The following is a 15,682-nucleotide window of genomic DNA, read 5'->3' as shown; positions in this document are numbered from 1 at the left end:
AGGGCTGAGAATGTCGGGTTTACCGCGCTTATGCGTTCTTGCAGTTGCGGAGAGTTACCGCCCCTGGTGAGGGTCGCGTGCGGCCGTACTGTTTCCCAGCGGTTTCCGATTTCGAACCTCCATCGGCGCGAGCCGATGAACGTTCCGTAGTCGTGGCCGGCAACAAGATCGCGCATTTATCGACGCCCGATTACGGCCGGCGCATTGGCGGTCCATCAGTGGTGCGGAGCGAGCCCGGCGAGAACTTCCGCACCGAGCTCCGCGGCCACTCGCGGGTCGGCGTCGAGCCCGCCGATACGCGGATCCCAGTTGGGTTCGTAGAACAGTTCGGTCGCGCCTGCCTCAGCGTACCTCTCCGCGCCCGCGCGGATCTGCGCCCAGTCCCCGGAGAGCGGGATCGACTCGTCCCGCCGCCCGGGCTGCACGACACCCCGGACCACGATACGCAGCGAGTCCGGATCGCGCCCCGCCGACTCCGCGGCCTCCCGGACGATCCGGACACCGCGCGCGATCTCCGGCAGCGTGGTCCGGCTGCTGCTCACCCACCCCGCCGCGATCCGCCCGGCCCGGCGCAACGCCGCGTCCGCCGTCCCGCCGAGCAGCACCGGAGGGCCACCCGCCTGCGCCGGCGCCGGCAGCATCCGGCTCGCCGGAACCCGGTAGAAACGCCCGCCGAACTCCGCCTCCTCGCCGCTGAACAGCGCCGTCAAGGCCGCCAGATACTCCTCGGTGCGCGGCCCGCGCGGGTTCGGATCCGACCCGGTCGCGGTGAACTCGGCCTCCGACCAGCCGGTCCCCAGCCCCAGATCGAACCGCCCGCCGGACAGCCGATCCAGCGAACTCGCCTGCTTGGCCAGGTAGGCCGGCGCCACATACGGCAGGTTGATCACCGACACGCCCAGCCGGATCCGCGACGTGGCGGCGGCCGCCCAGGTCAGCGCGACAACCGGGTCCAGCACGCTGTGATAGGCCGGCGCAAGATCCTGCCCCCGGCCGACGAGCAGCCGCTGAAACGCCCAGAGCCCGTGATACCCCAACTCCTCGGCCTGCCGCGCAATCAGGGTCAACGTCTCCGGCTGCGCCCACGCGCCCGACACCGGACAACCGAAACTGATCAGCATGAAAAGCAACCTAACCGCCGCGGCCGCTCCCCGTCCCGCGACCGCCGGCCACGCGTCGCATCTCACTCTCCGGCCACCCGCTCGCGCCCGCCCGGCGTCCCCGGAGGCGAAGGCGAGCCGGTCCGGGTCCGCGGAACGCTCCCGGCCGGCCATGGCTGGCGTGGGTCGCCGTCAGGGCGAGCCGGTCCGGGCCGGCGGGGTGCTCGCGATCGTTGCGGGTCGCTCTTCGCGGATCATTTCGTACGGATCAGGAGGATGCGCTGCCGGACACCGCGACGAGGGCGCGGGGCGCGGCCGACAAGGCGGCTCTCGGGCGGAAGCGGCTGGTCACCGGCGAACGTGCGGCCGCCCGGTCAGCTGCCCGGATAGATCCGTGCCGGGATGACCAGCACCGCCGTGCGCCGCTGCTCCACCATGGTCCGGTCGTAGGCGGGCCAGTCGTCATGCGTCCCGCCGGCGGCCGTGAAGATCTCGCGCAGCAGCAGCCGGAGGCGTTCCGGATCGAGCCAGGGCTGTGGATCATCCGGCCCGGCCAGCAGCGCCCGCCCCTCGACCGTCGCATAGCGCCAGCCGCTCCGGAACGCCACCGCGATCTGTGGCCGCTCGCGGAGGTTCCGCAGTTTCACCGCCCCGTAGGTGACGAACGCCAGCACCGGTGTCCCGTCTGCCGGATGTCCGACAAGGCCCGTGTTGACCAGTGTCGACTGCACGGTCTGATCGGCCCGCACTGTCGACACGATGGCCAGCCCGGTCTCGTCCCGGCTCAGTCCCCACGCGTCCTCGAGCGCACCCATCCCGCCACCCTATCCACCCCGGAGCAGCCCACCACAAGACCTGTGATGGTGAGCGCTCCGGATTGGTTACCATGCGTGACGGATCGCCTCGGCCCGGCGGGCGCGGGCCGGCCGGGACGGGCCGGCTGCCTCGCGGGGCTCGGCGGGACTCTGCGTGGCCGTACCGAATCAGGCGTTTGCTCCTTCGAGGAAGAGCCGGCCAGCCTCGGCTGCCGGGACCGGCCGGGAGAAGTAGTAGCCCTGGGCGAAGCCGCAGCCCATCTCGCGCAGGGCCGCGAGCTGGCCGAACTCCTCGATGCCCTCGGCCACCGTGGCCATGCCGAGGCTCTTGCCCAGGCGGACGATGGTGTCGGTGAGCGCGGTGTCGTCGGCGATGATGCCGAGACGTTCCACGAACGAGCGGTCGATCTTGAGGGTGTCGACCGGGAAGCGGCGCAGGTAGGCGAGCGACGAGTAGCCGGTTCCGAAGTCGTCGATGGCGAGGGTGAGGCCGAGCGCCTTGAGGCGCAGCAGCTGTTCCAGGTTGGCCTCGGTGTCGGTCATCAGGACGCTCTCGGTCATCTCCAGGCACAGGCGGTCGGCGGGCATGCCGGTCTCGGCCAGCACCTGGGTGACCATCTCGGACAGGTCGGCGCGGTCGAACTGGCGGACCGAGACGTTCACCGACATCTTCGGCGGGCGGCCGTCGCCGGCGGCGCCCCATTCGACCGCCTGGCGGCACGCCTCGTGGAGGACCCAGCGGCCCAGCGGCACGATCAGGCCGGTGGCCTCGGCGATAGGGATGAAGTCGAGCGGGTTGATCATGCCGCGGGTCGGGTGCGGCCAGCGGACCAGCGCCTCGAAGCCGATCACCTCGCTGGTGGCCAGGTCCACGGTGGGCTGGTAGTGCAGGCGCAGGCCGCCGTTCTCCAGGGCGGAGCGCAGGTCGGACTCGAGTTCCAGGCGGTCGACCAGGCCCTCGCGCATGCGGGGGTGATAGCCGGAGAAGATGCCGCCGCCGCTCGCCTTGGCGTGGTGCATGGCCAGGTCCGCGTTGCGCATCAACTGCTCGGCCCGATCGCCGGGGCTGTCGGCGGCCCCACCGGAGGCGGCGGACCCCTCGGGCAGGGCGGAGGAAACGGCGGCGGCGGATCCCTCGGGCAGGACGGAGGAAACGGCGGCGGAGGGGAGGCCGGTGGAGGAGTCGGCGGACGTGGGGACGGTGGAGGGGGTGCCGGCCAGGCCGATGCTGGCTCGGACGTGGATCTGGCGCTCGCCGAACATCACCGGGGCGTCCAGGTCGTCGAGGAGGCGCCGGGCCACCGGCTCGGCGCCGCTCTCGTCCTCACCGAGCAGCAGCACGCCGAACTCGTCGGCGCCGAAGCGGGCCACCAGGTCGCCGTCCCGGACGCAGCCGCGCAACCGGTCGGCGACCTGCACCAGCAGCTGGTCGCCGGCCAGGTGGCCGAGGCTGTCGTTGATGCGCTTGAAGCCGTCCAGGTCGAGGTGCAGCACGGTGACCGCGCCGTCGGCGCGCATCGCGGTCGCGGCCCGCTCCCGGAACAGCGCGCGGTTGCCGAGCCGGGTCAGGGAGTCGTGGTACGCCTCGTGCATGAGCTGTTCCTGCAGCTCCATGCGCTCGCTGATGTCGCGGGTGTTGAGGACGAAGCCGGCCACGTGCGGGTCGTCCACCAGGTTCGTGATGATCACCTCGGAGGGGCGTTCGCCGCCGTCGACGTGGGTGTGCACGACCTCGAGCGTCACGTCGGCGAACGGGCGGGCGGCGACCTGGCGCATCGCCTGGGCCAGCCGGTGCGCCACCTCGGCGTCGACCAGGTCGGTGTAGCGGCGCCCGGCGAACGACTCCGGCGGGTAGCCGAAGACCCGGCGCACCGACTCGCTCTGGTAACGGATCACGCCGTCCGCGTCGATCACGGTGACCACGTCGGAGCTGTGCCGGATCAGCGCCTCGAACCACTGCTCCCGGGCGTGCAGCTCGCCGGTGCGTTCGGCGACGCGGCTCTCCAGCGTACGGGTGAGGGCCCGGTTCTCCAGCTGGGTGAGCAGCTGCCGGCCGACGATGAGCAGGATCAGGAAGGAGCGGGTGTAGTTGACGAACGGGTGGCTGTGCCCGGTGTGCAGGTGGAACATCACGCTCGACCCGAGGGCCGCCAGCACCGCGAGGTACGGCACCATGACCGCGGTGTGCCAGACGCCGGGCGGCAGGTCCAGCGGGGTGGCGTCGCGCTCGCGCGGGCGGAGCGCGCCCATCAGGATCAGGGCGTACCCGGCCAGCGAGGGCACGTGCACCAGCGGCGCGGCCCGGAAGTCGCCGATCAGCTCCAGGTAGACGTGCCCGACGTCGGTGATCGCGAAGGCGACCATGCCGGTGCCGAAGAACGCCAGGTCGGCGCCGCAGCCGTGGTGCCGGCGCTGCCGGGGCAGCATGTACGCCAGGATGGTGGCGAGCACGATGTCGGTCAGCGGGAAGAGGAGTGTGAAGTAGACCCCCGGGTGCGGGGCGCCGTCGCGGAGCCGCGGGTCCATCACGAAGATCCAGGCGACCAGGACCAGGGACGCGGCGATCAGCAGGCCGTCGAGGACGCTGCGGATCCGGTTCGCGAGGGGCTGGGAGGCGCTCGGCAGGCTCAGCACCCCGGCCGGGATCAGGACCACCAGCCCGATCAACCCGGGGGTGGCGAGTGCCGGGAACAGGTTGCGGGTCACGCCGGCGACCGGCCACTGGGTGAACCAGCCGAACTGGCCGAGACCCCAGAGGAACACCCCGGCGGCGAGCAGCGTCCACCCCCAGCGGGCCCGTCCGGTGAAGCCACGGGAGCGCCAGAGGCAGCCGGCCGCCGCGGCCGACGACGCCCCGAGCAGGCCCCAGGCGGTCACCGCCCGGGCCGTGCCGGGTCCGCCGGGGCTCGCGGCCACCAGCGCGATCAGGATGGCCAGGACAGCGCCGGCCGCGACGCTGTGGCGGGCCCAGCGGCTCGCCGCGCGCGGGCCGGGAGCTGTCGTGTCGACTGCCATCCGTTCGCCCCTTTCCGGTACGCCACCCGGGCCGAGGAGTGCCGAGGTGTGATGACCGGGTTCATCGGGACGGCGGCGGCGGTCCTGAGAAGTTCCCGGCGATCAGTTGCCGACCAGGCCGTCCTCGTAGGCGACGATCACCAGCTGCACCCGGTCGCGGACGCCGAGCTTGGCGATCGCCCGGGTGACGTGGGTCTTGGCGGTGAGCGGGCTGATCACCAGCCGGGCGGCGATCTCGTCGTTGGACAGCCCGGTCGCGACCAGGCGGACCACCTCCCGCTCGCGGTCGGTGAGCACGGACAGGCGGTCCCCGCCGGGCCGGCCGGCCGCTGGAACGGGGCGGTGCGCGAACTGGCCGACGACGCGGCGGGTCACGCTGGGGGAGAGCAGCGCGTCGCCGCCGGCCACCACCCGGACCGCGGAGCGCAGCCCCTCCGGGTCGATCTCCTTGGTGAGGAAGCCGCTGGCCCCGGCCGCGAGGGCGGCGAACACGTACTCGTCGGTCTCGAACGTGGTCAGGATGATGATCTTCGTGGGCTGGGCGGCGAGGATCTTCCCGGTCGCCGTGATGCCGTCCATGCCGGGCATCCGGATGTCCATCAGGATCACGTCCGGCCGCAGCTCCCGGGCCGCGCGCACCGCCTCGTCGCCGGTGGACGCCTCGCCCACCACCGACAGGTCCCGGCCGCGTCGCAGCAGGCTGCGGAAACCGGCGCGGACCAGGTGCTGGTCGTCGGCGATGAGGACGGTCGTCGGCATGCTCACTCCGTGATCGGGATGGTGGCTCGTACGGCGAATCCGGTCCGCCCCGGCCCGGCGGTGAGCGCGCCGCCGAGCGCGGCCACCCGCTCGCGCATCCCGGCGATGCCGTGGCCGTCGGTGGGCTGCGCGCCGCCGGTGCCGTCGTCCTGGATGTCGACGAGCACGTTGTCCGGCGCGTACCGGATGGTCACCACGACCCGGCCGGCGGCGGCGTGCCGGACCGTGTTGGTCAGCGACTCCTGCACCACCCGGTAGACGGCGGCGGCGACCGGGGCGGGCACCGGCACCGGGTCGCCGAACTCGTTGAGTGACACCTCCAGCCCCGCCGCCCGGACCTGGCCGAGCAGGCGGTCGAGGCCTTCCAGCGCCGGCAGCTCGCCCTCGCGCAGCACCCCGACCAGCGCTTTCAAGTCGTTCATGGCACGGCCGCGGACCTCCTGGGCCAGGCGCAGCGACTCCCGGGCCTCCTCCGGCTCGGTGTCGAAGGCGTCCAGGGCCACGTTGAGGTGCACACCGACGACGGCGAGGGTGTGCGACACCACGTCGTGCAGGTCGCGGGCGATCGCCACCCGCTCCTCGGCCCGCCGCCGGTGGACCTCCAGCTCGAGACGCCCGGCGACCTCGGCCCGCCAGCGCAGCGTGTTGCGGTACGCGGTGGCGGCGGCCAGGGTGGCGGTCACCCACAGCGCCTCCCCGCCGAGGTGGGCGAGCACCCAGCCGGGCGGGTGCGGGTAGACGAAGGTGTCCCAGTTCAGGCCCCAGAGCAGCGTGAACACCGAGGCGGCCACCGCGGTCCGCAGCCGGCCGGCCAGCACGAGCGCCACCAGCGCCGCGGTGGCCGGCCAGACCCAGCCGGCCTGGATCAGGCCGGCGAGGCGCCAGGCCGCGACGGTCGAGAAGGTCAGGATCAGCACGCCGAGCGGCCATCGGCGTACGGCCAGCGCCATCGCGGCCAGGGTGACGGCGAGCGGGGGCACGAGCGCGGCGTCGCCGAGCCCGTCGGTGAGGGCCAGGCCGGTCGGCACGCCGAGCAGGGTCAGCAGAGCAGCGGTACGGGTGAGGGTCGTCGTCATGCCCGGGACGCTATGGCCGGCGGCCGGCCCGTCGCGTCGTACCGGAGCTGTCACCCGCATCGACGCCTCCCGAGTACCGCGTACACCGTTCGATGTAGCCTCTCAGGTCTCGCCGGCCGCCTCGCGCCGCGCCTTGGCCCGTCGTTTGCCCTCGTGCATGGCCTGGACGCGGGCGACCGGGATGGTGTGGCCCTCGGCGATCAGCCCGGCGTCGAGCCGCTGCGGCGCGGGCATCGCCGCCGCCCACGGGTCACCGTCGCCGAGCAGCGCGGGCGCGGTCCGGATGGTGAAGTCGGCCGGCGCGACCTGATCGAGATCGGACCACGCGACCGGGAACGACACCGGCGCCCCGGGCCGGATCCGCGGGCTGTAGGCCGCCGCCACGGTCGCCCCGCCGGCCCGGGTGGCGTCCAGGAAGACCTTGCCGTGCCGGTCCTCGCGGAGGAACGCGGTGGTGGCCAGCTCGGGGTCGATGCGCTCGGCGCGGGCGGCCACCGCGCGCTGGGCGGCCGCCACGTCCTCGACCGCGGGCTCACCGGCGAGCGGGACGAAGACGTGCACGCCCTTCGAGCCGCTGGTCTTGACCGCGCCGGACATCCCGGCGCCGGCCAGCGCCTCCCGGACCAGCCGGGCCGCGGCCACGGCGGCGGCGAACCCGCCGTCCTCCGGCGGATCCAGGTCCATGATCAGGTGGGTGGGGTACGGCGAGCCGGCCGTCATCAGGGCCGGGTGGTACTCCACGGCCCGCTGGTTGCCCAGCCAGAACAGGGTCCGGCGGTCGTTGGCCAGCGGGTAGGTCACCTCGCGGTGCGACGCCTCGGCCCACACCGACGCCCGCGGCACCCAGTCCGGTGTGTATTTCGGCAGGTTCTTCTGCATGAACCGCTCCTGGCCGCGGAGCACCCGGACGACCGAGAGCGGACGGTCCCGCAGGACGGGGAGGAACCGGTCCGCCACCGCGTCCAGATAGTCCACCAGGTCGCGCTTGGTGACCCCGGCGCCGGGGAACAGCTCCTGATCCAGATTGGTCAGCGGTACGCCGTCGCGCTCCTCACCCATCCGCTCATCGTGCCCGATCGGGGCCGGATCCGCCCGCCCTCGGCCGGTCGTCTCAGCCCTGGCGGACGAACTGCTTGGCCGCCGCGGCCAGGGCGCTCTGCAGGGCCGCCTTGTCCTCCGAGGTTGAGAAGGCGCCGAGGGCCGCGTTCGCCGCATTTTGCCACGGCTGGGAGCAGGCCGAGCCGTGGGCGCAGGACGGCACCGCCACCCCGGATTTCCAGTCGGCGGCCGCGGACAGCTGATAGTCGGAGAAGCCGACGGTCGGCGCGTCGGTCCGGGCCGGGATCGAGCCCTTCTGCACGCTGAACGCCTGCTGGCCCTCCGGCGACGCGACCGTCTGCAGCCAGCACCTGCCGCCGGCCGGGTTGGCCGCCCCGCTGCTGAGCGCGAACGAGTCGGCGAGCCACTGGAACGCCTTGCCGTTGCCGGGGAAGGTGAACGAGTCGTACCCGCTGAAGTTGGCGGCCTCCAGCTCGGCCCCGACCCAGTCGCCCATCATCTGGTAACCGGCCTTGCCGTCGGCGAGCAGCCGGGTCGCCTGCGGCCAGTCGAGCGAGTCGCGGTCGGCGTTGCTGAATCCGAGGACGGTGGCGTAGTCGTCGATCGCGTCGGCGACGGCCTCGCCCTCCCACTTGGTGGCGCCGGTGAACAGCCCGGTGAACCGTTTCGGCCCCAGGTCGCTGATCAGCACCGATTCGAGCAGCATCAGCTGGGTCCAGTCGCGGCCGAGCGCGAGCGGGGACTCGACACCGTCGCGCCGGAGCCGGCCGAGGTTGCCGATGAACTCCTTGAGCGTCTTCGGCGCGGTCAGGATGCCGGAGTCGGCGAGCACCTGGTCGTTGGTCCACACCACGTTGGCCCGGTGCACGCCGACCGGAACCGACCACAGCTTGCCGTTGACCGTGATCGTCTCGATCAGGCCGGCCGGGAGCGTGCCGGTCAGGCCCCACGTCGAGAAGTCGGCGGTGAGGTCCTCGATCTGGCCGGAGTCGATGTGGTCGAGCAGCTCCGCGCCGGCGTGCACCTGGAAGACGTCCGGCGGGTCGTTCTGCTGCAGCCGCGCGTTGAGGACCTGCTTGGCGTTGACGCCGGCGCCGCCGGGCACCGCGCCGCTGGAGAACTGCTGGCCGGGGCAGGCGGTGGTGAACCGGCTGACCAGGGCGTCCAGGCCCGCCTTCTCACCGCCCTCGGCCCACCATGTGAAGACCTCGACCTGGGCGGCCGTGGAGTCGTCGTCCTCCCCGGTCCCGCAGGCGGACGCCACCAGCAGGGCGGCGGCGCCGACGACGGCCGCCAGGGCGCGTCGTGTGGAGCGCATGGTGTTCCCCCATCATCCAAACTCGTCGTTGTCGCGAGGACAATCGGAAGTACCGTGCCGCTTCACGCTCAAAAGTGTCAACTTGTGACCTATCGGCGCTTCACCATGCGATACGGCTGATTGGATCTTGAGCTGGGCGGATGTCGCGGGACGGTGGCGCAGCTGTGCTGAATGTAACTCACGGTTAGCGGGTTGATGTACCATGGCCCCAGTTCAGGTGTGTGACGGGAAACCTGGCGGCCACCGAATGGTCACTGACCGTGAGTTGAGCCTTCGACCTAATTCCTCCGGGGTACGTCAAACGGGCCATAGCTCGCGGTCTATCCCATTCGTCACAATCGGAGCATGACCACACCGGGCGACATCGCACTGCTGATCGTTCTGGCCGCCGCCCTCATGGCCTGTGCCGGGTACGCCGCCGGCCGTCTCCATCAGCGCCGGCAGAGCGGCCCCGACCTCCGGAACGCGTACAAGACCGGGTACGACGCGGCCACCCGCAGCGTCTTCAGCATGGCGGCCCGGGCCGCCGGGAAGAAACCCGACGAGCCGGAGACGCCCGAGGTGCCCGGCCAGCGGGAGGGCCGCCACGCCGTGCCCGAGGAACTGGTCCGGGCCAAGACCTACCGGCTGTCGTTCGACCGGGTGGCCCGGGCCAAGGTCCCGCGGCAGACCGAGGCCGTCGACGAGCCGGCGAAACCGGATGCGGACACCCGTACCGCCTCGTGATGCTCCTCAGCCGTCGACCCTGGCCGCCTCGACCGCCTCGCGCAGCCCCCGGGCGGCCAGGCGGTCGGCCCGCTCGTTCTCCGGGTGCCCGGCGTGCCCCTTCACCCAGTGCCAGGTGACGTCGTGCCGCCGGACCGCCTCGTCAAGGCGTTTCCACAGGTCGACGTTCTTCACCGGCTGCCGGGCCGCGGTCATCCAGCCGTTGCGTTTCCAGTTGTGCAGATACTGCGTGATGCCGTTGCGCACGTAGACGCTGTCGGTGTAGATCTCGACCGTGAGCGGCGCCCGGTTCAGCGCCTCCAGCGCCCGGATCGGGGCCATCAGCTCCATCCGGTTGTTGGTGGTCGACTCCGCCTCGCCACCGCAGAGATCCTTCTCCGCCGTGCCCCAGCGCAGCACCGCGCCCCAGCCGCCCGGCCCGGGATTGGGCGCGCACGCTCCGTCGGTGTAGATCTGCACGACGCTCATACCGGGAGACGATAGAGCCCGACCCCGGTAGGAGGTTTTCCCCGGCCCGCCGGGGCACTGTGGGACAGGCCATCGGCGCGCACCACCCGGCCGGGGGCTCCAGCGGCTCACCGTATGGTGTCGGTGGCGGACGGATCGCAGATGGGCGGGACTCATGATTGGTGGCGACGCGGCCGCGGTCGAGGTGCGCGACGTCGTGGTGCGGTATGGCGAGACCACGGCCGTCGACCGGGTGTCGCTGACCCTGCCCCGCGGACGGGTGCTCGCCCTGCTCGGGCACAACGGCGCCGGCAAGACCAGCCTCCTGCAGATCTGTGAGGGCTTCCGCCGGCCGGATGACGGCCGGGCACGGGTGCTCGGGCTCGACCCGGTCGGCGACCACGACGAGCTGATGCCCCGGCTCGGGATCATGCTGCAGTCCGGTGGCGTCTACCCGTGGGCGACGGCCGGCGAGATCCTGCGGCTGTTCGCGTCGTTCGCGGCCCACCCGCTCGACACCGACATGCTGCTGGACCGGCTCGGCCTGCGCAGATTCGAGCGCACCCGGTTCCGCCGGCTCTCCGGCGGCGAGCAGCAGCGGCTCAGCCTCGCGGTCGCCCTGGTCGGCCGGCCCGAGCTGGTCTTCCTCGACGAGCCGACCGCCGGCATGGACACCGAGGCCCGCCACACCACCTGGCAGCTGATCGAGGAGCTCCGCGCCGACGGCGTGTCGGTGCTGCTCACCACCCACCTGCTCGACGAGGCGGAGCGCCTCGCCGACGACGTGGTGATCATGCGGTCCGGCACTGTCGCGGCCACCGGCACCCCGGCCGAGCTGACCTCCGCGGCCGCCATCGACGTGCTGGAGGTGCGGGCCGATCCGGGTCTCGACCTGACCGGGCTGCGCCCGGGGCGTTCGGTCGCGGAGCCCGCCCCCGGGCAGTACACGATCTCCGGCGGCCTGGACACCGCCGGGCTGGCCGAGGTGCTGGCCTGGTTCGCCGCCTCCGGCGCCGACGTGACCGCGATCAACACCCGCCGGCGCACCCTCGAGGACGTCTACCTCGCCCTGACCGCCACCCAGACCCCGGTGGGAGCAGCCCAGTGAGCACCTTCGCCCCCGCGCCCGGCCGGGCACCGATGCGCGTCGTGCTGAGCCGGCAGATCCGGATGGAGCTGCTGCTCACCGCCCGCCGCGGCGAGGCCGTCGTGCTGGCCATGGGTGTGCCGCTGCTGGTGCTGCTCGGGGCCGGCCTGTTCGACGTCACCAACTTGCCGACCGACGACCGGCTCGGCTGGGTCGTCCCGGGCGTGCTCGCGCTCACCGTCATGTCGACGGCGTTCACCGGGCAGGCCATCACCACCGGCTACGAGCGCAGCTACGGCGTGCTGAAAAGGCTCGGCGCCTCCCCGCTGACCCGCCCCGGCCTGCTGCTGGCCAAGACCGCCGCGGTCCTCGTGCAGATCGCCGTGCAGGTGCTGGTGCTGGCGCTGGTCGGTCTCGCGGTGGGCTGGCGTCCGGAGGCCGGCGCCCTGCTTCCGGCGATCGGGGTGACGGCGCTCGCCGCCGCCGGCTACAGCGGGCTGGCGCTGCTGCTGGCCAGCGTGCTCAAACCGGAGACCACCACGGGCGCGGCCACCCTGATCTACGTGGTGATGCTCTCCGTCGGCGGCATCATGTTCGGCGCGCCCGACCTGGGCACGGCCGGCTGGTTCCTGCTGCCGCTCGCCGCGCACGCCCAGGCGCTGCGGGAGACGCTGATGCACGGCGGCTCGGTGCCGCTCGGCATCTGGCTCGCGCTCGGCACGTGGGCGGTGGTCTGGCTGACCGCGGCCGCCCGCACCTTCAAGTGGGAGTGAGCGTGTCCATCGATCGGTGGACAGCCGATGACAGCCGCGCGGTCGTCGCGTCCGGGCGCCCCGGCGGAGCACGATCTGATGCATGGAAGCCATCGAGGTAACCGGACTTCGTAAGACATACGGCGGGCAGGACGCGGTCGCGGGCATCGATCTCGTCGTCGCCCGCGGCGAGATCTTCTCCCTGCTCGGCCCGAACGGCGCGGGCAAGACCACCACCGTCGAGATCCTCGAGGGGCACCGCCGCCGGACCGCCGGCGACGTGCGGGTCCTCGGCGAGGACCCGGGGACGGCCGGCTCGGCGTGGCGCACCCGGATCGGCATCGTGCTGCAGGACGCCGACGACGCGGCCGACCTGACCGTGCGCGAGATGGTCAGGCACATCGGCGGGTTCTACCCGGAGCCGCGCACCGCCGACGAGGTGATCGAGCTGGTCGGGCTCAGCGCCAAACGGAACAGCAAGATCCGTACGCTCTCCGGCGGACAGCGCCGCCGCGTCGACGTGGCCCTCGGCATCGTCGGCCGCCCCGAGCTGCTCTTCCTCGACGAGCCGACCACCGGCTTCGACCCGGAGGCGCGCCGCCAGTTCTGGGACCTGATCCGCACGCTCGCCGCCGACGGCACCACGATCGTGCTGACCACCCACTACCTGGACGAGGCGGAGGCGCTCGCCGACCGGCTCGCCGTCGTCTCGGCCGGCCGGATCGTCGCCGAGGGCACCCCGACCACCCTGGGCGGGCGCGGCGCCGCCGAGGCCCGGGTCAGCTGGACCGAGAACGGCGCCGTCCGGGTCGAGCAGGTCGCCGACCCGAGCGACCTGATCCGTCACCTGGTCGCGTCGGGCGCCGACCTGAGCACCCTGACGATCACCCGCCCGACCCTCGAGGACACCTACCTGAACCTGATCGGAGCCACCCGATGATCGCCATGAGCCTGAGCCGCGGCCACGTCGAGCTGCTCCAGTTCCTGCGGGACCGGACCGCGGTGATCTTCACGTTCTTCTTCCCGGCCCTGCTCCTGCTGCTCTTCGGCACCATCTTCGGCAGCGAGTCGACCGACGGCGGCGTGGCGGTCAGCCGGATCTTCACGGCCAGCATGATCGCCTACGGCGTACTGAACACGGCTTTCGTGACGATGGGATCCGGACTCGCGATGGATCGTGAGGACGGGACGCTCAAGCGACTCCGCGGCACACCGATGCCGGCTACGGCGTACCTCATCGGCAAGGGTCTTCTGGTTTTCGCCCTGAGCGTGGCCGAGGCGACCTTCCTGATCCTGATGGGCGTCGTGGTCTTCGACATGCCCCTGCCGCCGGCCGGCCACTGGGTGACGTTCGCCTGGATCTTCCTGCTGTCGACGGTGGCCTGCTCGCTGCTCGGCATCGCGGTCAGCGGCCTGGTCAAGAACGCCCGCAACGCAGGCGCCATCCTGAACGTGCCGGTGGTGGCGCTGCAGTTCGTCTCCGGCGTCTTCATCCACCCGATGACCCAGCTGCCGGAGTGGCTGCAGAACGTCGCGTCGATCTTCCCGGTCCGCTGGATGGCGCAGGGTTTCCGCTACGTCTTCCTGCCCGACGAGGCGAAAGTGACCGAGATCGGTGGCGCGTGGAACCTCGGCACGGTGGCCGTGGTGCTCGGAGTGTGGTGTGTGATCGGATTGGTGCTGTGCCTGGTGACGTTCCGATGGAGCGGTCGCGACAAGTGAGCGAGTCGCAGTCCTCCTACTGGTTGTGGGAGATCTTCTTCGGAGTGACCATGATCGCCGTCGCGGTGGCGGTGGCGATCGTGGACGGTTTCGAGCCCTGGCGGCGAGCGGTCGCGCTCGCCGCCATCGGCGCGATGCTCCTGCTGCACCTGCTCGCCGGCCGGCCGCTGATCGCCCGCGGGGCGGAGAACACCGCGGCCCTGCTGACCCTCCTGGCACAGCTGGTCCTCTTCGGTGTCGCGGTGTGGGCCGTCCCGCTCGCCACCTGGCTGTTGTTCGCGGTCATCCCGGTGATCTTCCAGATGGTCGCGGTCCGGCTCGCGATCGCCCTGGTGGTGGCGGCCAACCTGATCCCGGTCGCGGTGGAGTACCACTACGAGCCCGGCGGCGTCGGGATGGACCTGGTGATCGCCGCCATCTCCACCGGCGCCGGCCTCTGCATGGGCCTCTGGATCCTGCGGACCGTCAAGGAGAGCGAGCAGCGGGCCACGCTCATCACCGAGCTGGAGGCGAGCCGCGCCGAGGTGGCCCGGCTCTCCCACGAGGCCGGTGTCGCCGCCGAGCGGACCCGCCTGGCCGGCGAGATCCACGACACCCTCGCCCAGGGCTTCACCAGCATCATCACCCTGGTCCAGGCGGCCGATCCGGGCCTGCGCGACGAGCGGCTGGCGCTCGCCGTGCGTACCGCACGGGAGAATCTCGCCGAATCCCGGGCACTGGTCGCGGCCCTCTCACCGGTGGCGTTGGCCTCCGCTTCACTTCCCGAGGCGGTACGCCGTAGTGCCACCCGATTCACGCAAGAGGCGGGCGTGCCGTGCTCGGTGCGCATCACCGGCTCGGAGTACACCCTGCCCACCCGCGTGGAGGTGGTGCTGCTACGAGCCGCGCAGGAGGCCCTCACGAACGCCCGCCGGCACGCCGGTGCGCGGGAGGTGGCGCTGCTGCTGGCCTACGCGCCCGCCTCGGTGCGGCTGGTGGTCCGGGACGACGGCAGCGGCTTCCCGCCCGGCGCCGCCGAGGGGTTCGGGCTCTCCGGCATGCGTACCCGGGCGTCCCAGGTCGACGGCGCCCTGACCGTCCGCAGCGACCCCGACACCGGAACCACCATCGAACTGGAGATCCCCACGTGATCCGTATCCTCCTGGTAGACGACCACCCCGTGGTGCGGATGGGGCTTCGGGGGATGCTCGACCTCGAGCCGGACCTGACCGTCGTCGGTGAGGCGTCCTCCGGGGCCGAGGGCCTCGACCAGGCGCTCGCGCTCACCCCCGACATCGTGCTGATGGACCTGCGGATGCCGGGTGGCGACGGCGTCGAGGCCACCGGCCGGATCCTGGCGGCCGCCCCCGGTGTCCGGGTGATGGTGCTGACCACCTACGAGTCCGACCGGGACATCCTGCGCGCCATCGAGGCCGGCGCCTCCGGATACCTGCTGAAGGACGCCTCACCGCAGGAGCTGGCCGACGCGGTCCGGGCCGCCGCCCGCGGCGAGACGGTGCTGGCGCCGAGCGTGGCGACGACCATCGTGCGCCAGATGCGCAGTCCGGCCCCGCCGGGCCTCTCCGCGCGAGAGACTGAGGTGCTCCGGCTGGTCGCTCGCGGCCTCACCAACGCCGACATCGGCAAGGAGCTGTTCATCAGCGAGGCGACGGTCAAGACGCACCTGCTGCGCGTCTTCAACAAGCTCGACGTCGCCGACCGTACGGCCGCCGTCACCACCGCCATGCGTCACGGGATCATCTGAAACATCGTTAATCAGAATTCGTCTCATAAGGCCTGAATCGGGCAGCTAGATTACGGACGGCG

The 15,682-nt window shown here is 72.1% G+C and carries 15 protein-coding genes; 7 read left to right on the top strand and 8 right to left on the bottom strand.

Translation table 11 applies throughout. The annotated features are described in order from the left end of the window. Positions 1–215: 215 nt before the first annotated feature. From BM290_RS15715 to BM290_RS15685, 7 genes are all read right to left on the bottom strand, one after another. Positions 216–1,121 (bottom strand): TIGR03619 family F420-dependent LLM class oxidoreductase, encoded by a 906-nt coding sequence (locus tag BM290_RS15715; protein WP_093614530.1) that lies wholly within the window; start codon positions 1,119–1,121, stop codon positions 216–218. Between the two features lie 353 nt (positions 1,122–1,474). Continuing rightward, positions 1,475–1,915, bottom strand: a complete 441-nt coding sequence (locus BM290_RS15710; RefSeq protein WP_093614528.1) for a TIGR03618 family F420-dependent PPOX class oxidoreductase — start codon at positions 1,913–1,915, stop codon at positions 1,475–1,477. A 168-nt stretch (positions 1,916–2,083) separates the two neighbouring features. Then, the gene (locus tag BM290_RS15705) at positions 2,084–4,930 is read right to left on the bottom strand and encodes a putative bifunctional diguanylate cyclase/phosphodiesterase (protein ID WP_093614526.1); all 2,847 of its coding nucleotides are present in this window, start codon (positions 4,928–4,930) and stop codon (positions 2,084–2,086) included. Between the two features lie 102 nt (positions 4,931–5,032). Further along, positions 5,033–5,689 carry a response regulator transcription factor gene (locus tag BM290_RS15700; protein ID WP_093614524.1) on the bottom strand — a complete coding sequence of 219 codons (657 nt, stop codon included), beginning with the start codon at positions 5,687–5,689 and terminating at the stop codon, positions 5,033–5,035. 2 nt (positions 5,690–5,691) lie between these two features. Next, positions 5,692–6,765: a sensor histidine kinase gene (locus tag BM290_RS15695; RefSeq protein WP_239143568.1), complete on the bottom strand. Its 1,074-nt coding sequence runs from the start codon at positions 6,763–6,765 to the stop codon at positions 5,692–5,694. Positions 6,766–6,867: 102 nt separating this feature from the next. Beyond that, positions 6,868–7,824, bottom strand: coding sequence for a DNA polymerase domain-containing protein (locus tag BM290_RS15690; RefSeq protein ID WP_093614520.1), 957 nt, complete (start codon positions 7,822–7,824; stop codon positions 6,868–6,870). Between the two features lie 52 nt (positions 7,825–7,876). Continuing rightward, positions 7,877–9,142 carry an ABC transporter substrate-binding protein gene (locus tag BM290_RS15685; protein ID WP_093614518.1) on the bottom strand — a complete coding sequence of 422 codons (1,266 nt, stop codon included), beginning with the start codon at positions 9,140–9,142 and terminating at the stop codon, positions 7,877–7,879. Positions 9,143–9,487: 345 nt separating this feature from the next. Between BM290_RS15685 and BM290_RS15680 the strand changes: the two genes are divergently transcribed. Continuing rightward, the gene (locus BM290_RS15680; protein WP_093614516.1) at positions 9,488–9,868 is read left to right on the top strand and encodes a hypothetical protein; all 381 of its coding nucleotides are present in this window, start codon (positions 9,488–9,490) and stop codon (positions 9,866–9,868) included. A 6-nt stretch (positions 9,869–9,874) separates the two neighbouring features. On the opposite strand, the gene rnhA is transcribed toward BM290_RS15680, so the two are convergent. Beyond that, positions 9,875–10,336, bottom strand: a complete 462-nt coding sequence (rnhA, locus tag BM290_RS15675; protein ID WP_093614514.1) for a ribonuclease HI — start codon at positions 10,334–10,336, stop codon at positions 9,875–9,877. A 154-nt stretch (positions 10,337–10,490) separates the two neighbouring features. On the opposite strand from rnhA, the gene BM290_RS15670 reads away from it, so the two are divergent. From BM290_RS15670 to BM290_RS15645, 6 genes are all read left to right on the top strand, one after another. Next, positions 10,491–11,423 (top strand): ABC transporter ATP-binding protein, encoded by a 933-nt coding sequence (locus BM290_RS15670; protein ID WP_093614512.1) that lies wholly within the window; start codon positions 10,491–10,493, stop codon positions 11,421–11,423. Continuing rightward, positions 11,420–12,175, top strand: coding sequence for an ABC transporter permease (locus tag BM290_RS15665; protein WP_239143567.1), 756 nt, complete (start codon positions 11,420–11,422; stop codon positions 12,173–12,175). Before BM290_RS15670 ends, BM290_RS15665 begins: the two co-directional genes overlap by 4 nt. Before the next feature lie 82 nt (positions 12,176–12,257). After that, entirely contained in the window at positions 12,258–13,094 is an 837-nt protein-coding gene (locus BM290_RS15660; RefSeq protein ID WP_093614510.1) for an ABC transporter ATP-binding protein, read from the top strand. Beyond that, on the top strand, positions 13,091–13,876 hold the full coding sequence (locus BM290_RS15655) for an ABC transporter permease (RefSeq protein WP_093614508.1): 786 nt from the start codon (positions 13,091–13,093) through the stop codon (positions 13,874–13,876). Before BM290_RS15660 ends, BM290_RS15655 begins: the two co-directional genes overlap by 4 nt. Beyond that, the gene (locus tag BM290_RS15650; RefSeq protein ID WP_239143566.1) at positions 13,873–15,006 is read left to right on the top strand and encodes a sensor histidine kinase; all 1,134 of its coding nucleotides are present in this window, start codon (positions 13,873–13,875) and stop codon (positions 15,004–15,006) included. The genes BM290_RS15655 and BM290_RS15650 overlap by 4 nt, the downstream gene beginning before the upstream one ends. Next, positions 15,003–15,620: a response regulator gene (locus tag BM290_RS15645; protein ID WP_093614506.1), complete on the top strand. Its 618-nt coding sequence runs from the start codon at positions 15,003–15,005 to the stop codon at positions 15,618–15,620. Before BM290_RS15650 ends, BM290_RS15645 begins: the two co-directional genes overlap by 4 nt. The last annotated feature ends 62 nt before the right edge of the window (positions 15,621–15,682 follow it).

Source organism: Actinoplanes philippinensis (assembly GCF_900113015.1).
GTDB classification, from domain to species: Bacteria; Actinomycetota; Actinomycetes; order Mycobacteriales; family Micromonosporaceae; genus Actinoplanes; species Actinoplanes philippinensis.
The sequence above is the reverse complement of the archived record's forward strand: the minus strand, read 5'-3'. Positions and strand labels throughout refer to the sequence as shown.

What these genes read in the sequence shown, in the direction of transcription:
- BM290_RS15705 (WP_093614526.1), bottom strand. Translation starts at nt 4,930, where the DNA reads ATGGCAGTCGACACGACAGCTCCCGGCCCGCGCGCGGCGAGCCGCTGG.
- BM290_RS15715 (WP_093614530.1), bottom strand. Translation starts at nt 1,121, where the DNA reads ATGCTGATCAGTTTCGGTTGTCCGGTGTCGGGCGCGTGGGCGCAGCCG.
- BM290_RS15695 (WP_239143568.1), bottom strand. Translation starts at nt 6,765, where the DNA reads ATGACGACGACCCTCACCCGTACCGCTGCTCTGCTGACCCTGCTCGGC.
- BM290_RS15670 (WP_093614512.1), top strand. Translation starts at nt 10,491, where the DNA reads ATGATTGGTGGCGACGCGGCCGCGGTCGAGGTGCGCGACGTCGTGGTG.
- BM290_RS15685 (WP_093614518.1), bottom strand. Translation starts at nt 9,142, where the DNA reads ATGCGCTCCACACGACGCGCCCTGGCGGCCGTCGTCGGCGCCGCCGCC.
- BM290_RS15700 (WP_093614524.1), bottom strand. Translation starts at nt 5,689, where the DNA reads ATGCCGACGACCGTCCTCATCGCCGACGACCAGCACCTGGTCCGCGCC.
- BM290_RS15690 (WP_093614520.1), bottom strand. Translation starts at nt 7,824, where the DNA reads ATGGGTGAGGAGCGCGACGGCGTACCGCTGACCAATCTGGATCAGGAG.
- rnhA (WP_093614514.1), bottom strand. Translation starts at nt 10,336, where the DNA reads ATGAGCGTCGTGCAGATCTACACCGACGGAGCGTGCGCGCCCAATCCC.
- BM290_RS15655 (WP_093614508.1), top strand. Translation starts at nt 13,091, where the DNA reads ATGATCGCCATGAGCCTGAGCCGCGGCCACGTCGAGCTGCTCCAGTTC.
- BM290_RS15660 (WP_093614510.1), top strand. Translation starts at nt 12,258, where the DNA reads ATGGAAGCCATCGAGGTAACCGGACTTCGTAAGACATACGGCGGGCAG.
- BM290_RS15680 (WP_093614516.1), top strand. Translation starts at nt 9,488, where the DNA reads ATGACCACACCGGGCGACATCGCACTGCTGATCGTTCTGGCCGCCGCC.
- BM290_RS15710 (WP_093614528.1), bottom strand. Translation starts at nt 1,915, where the DNA reads ATGGGTGCGCTCGAGGACGCGTGGGGACTGAGCCGGGACGAGACCGGG.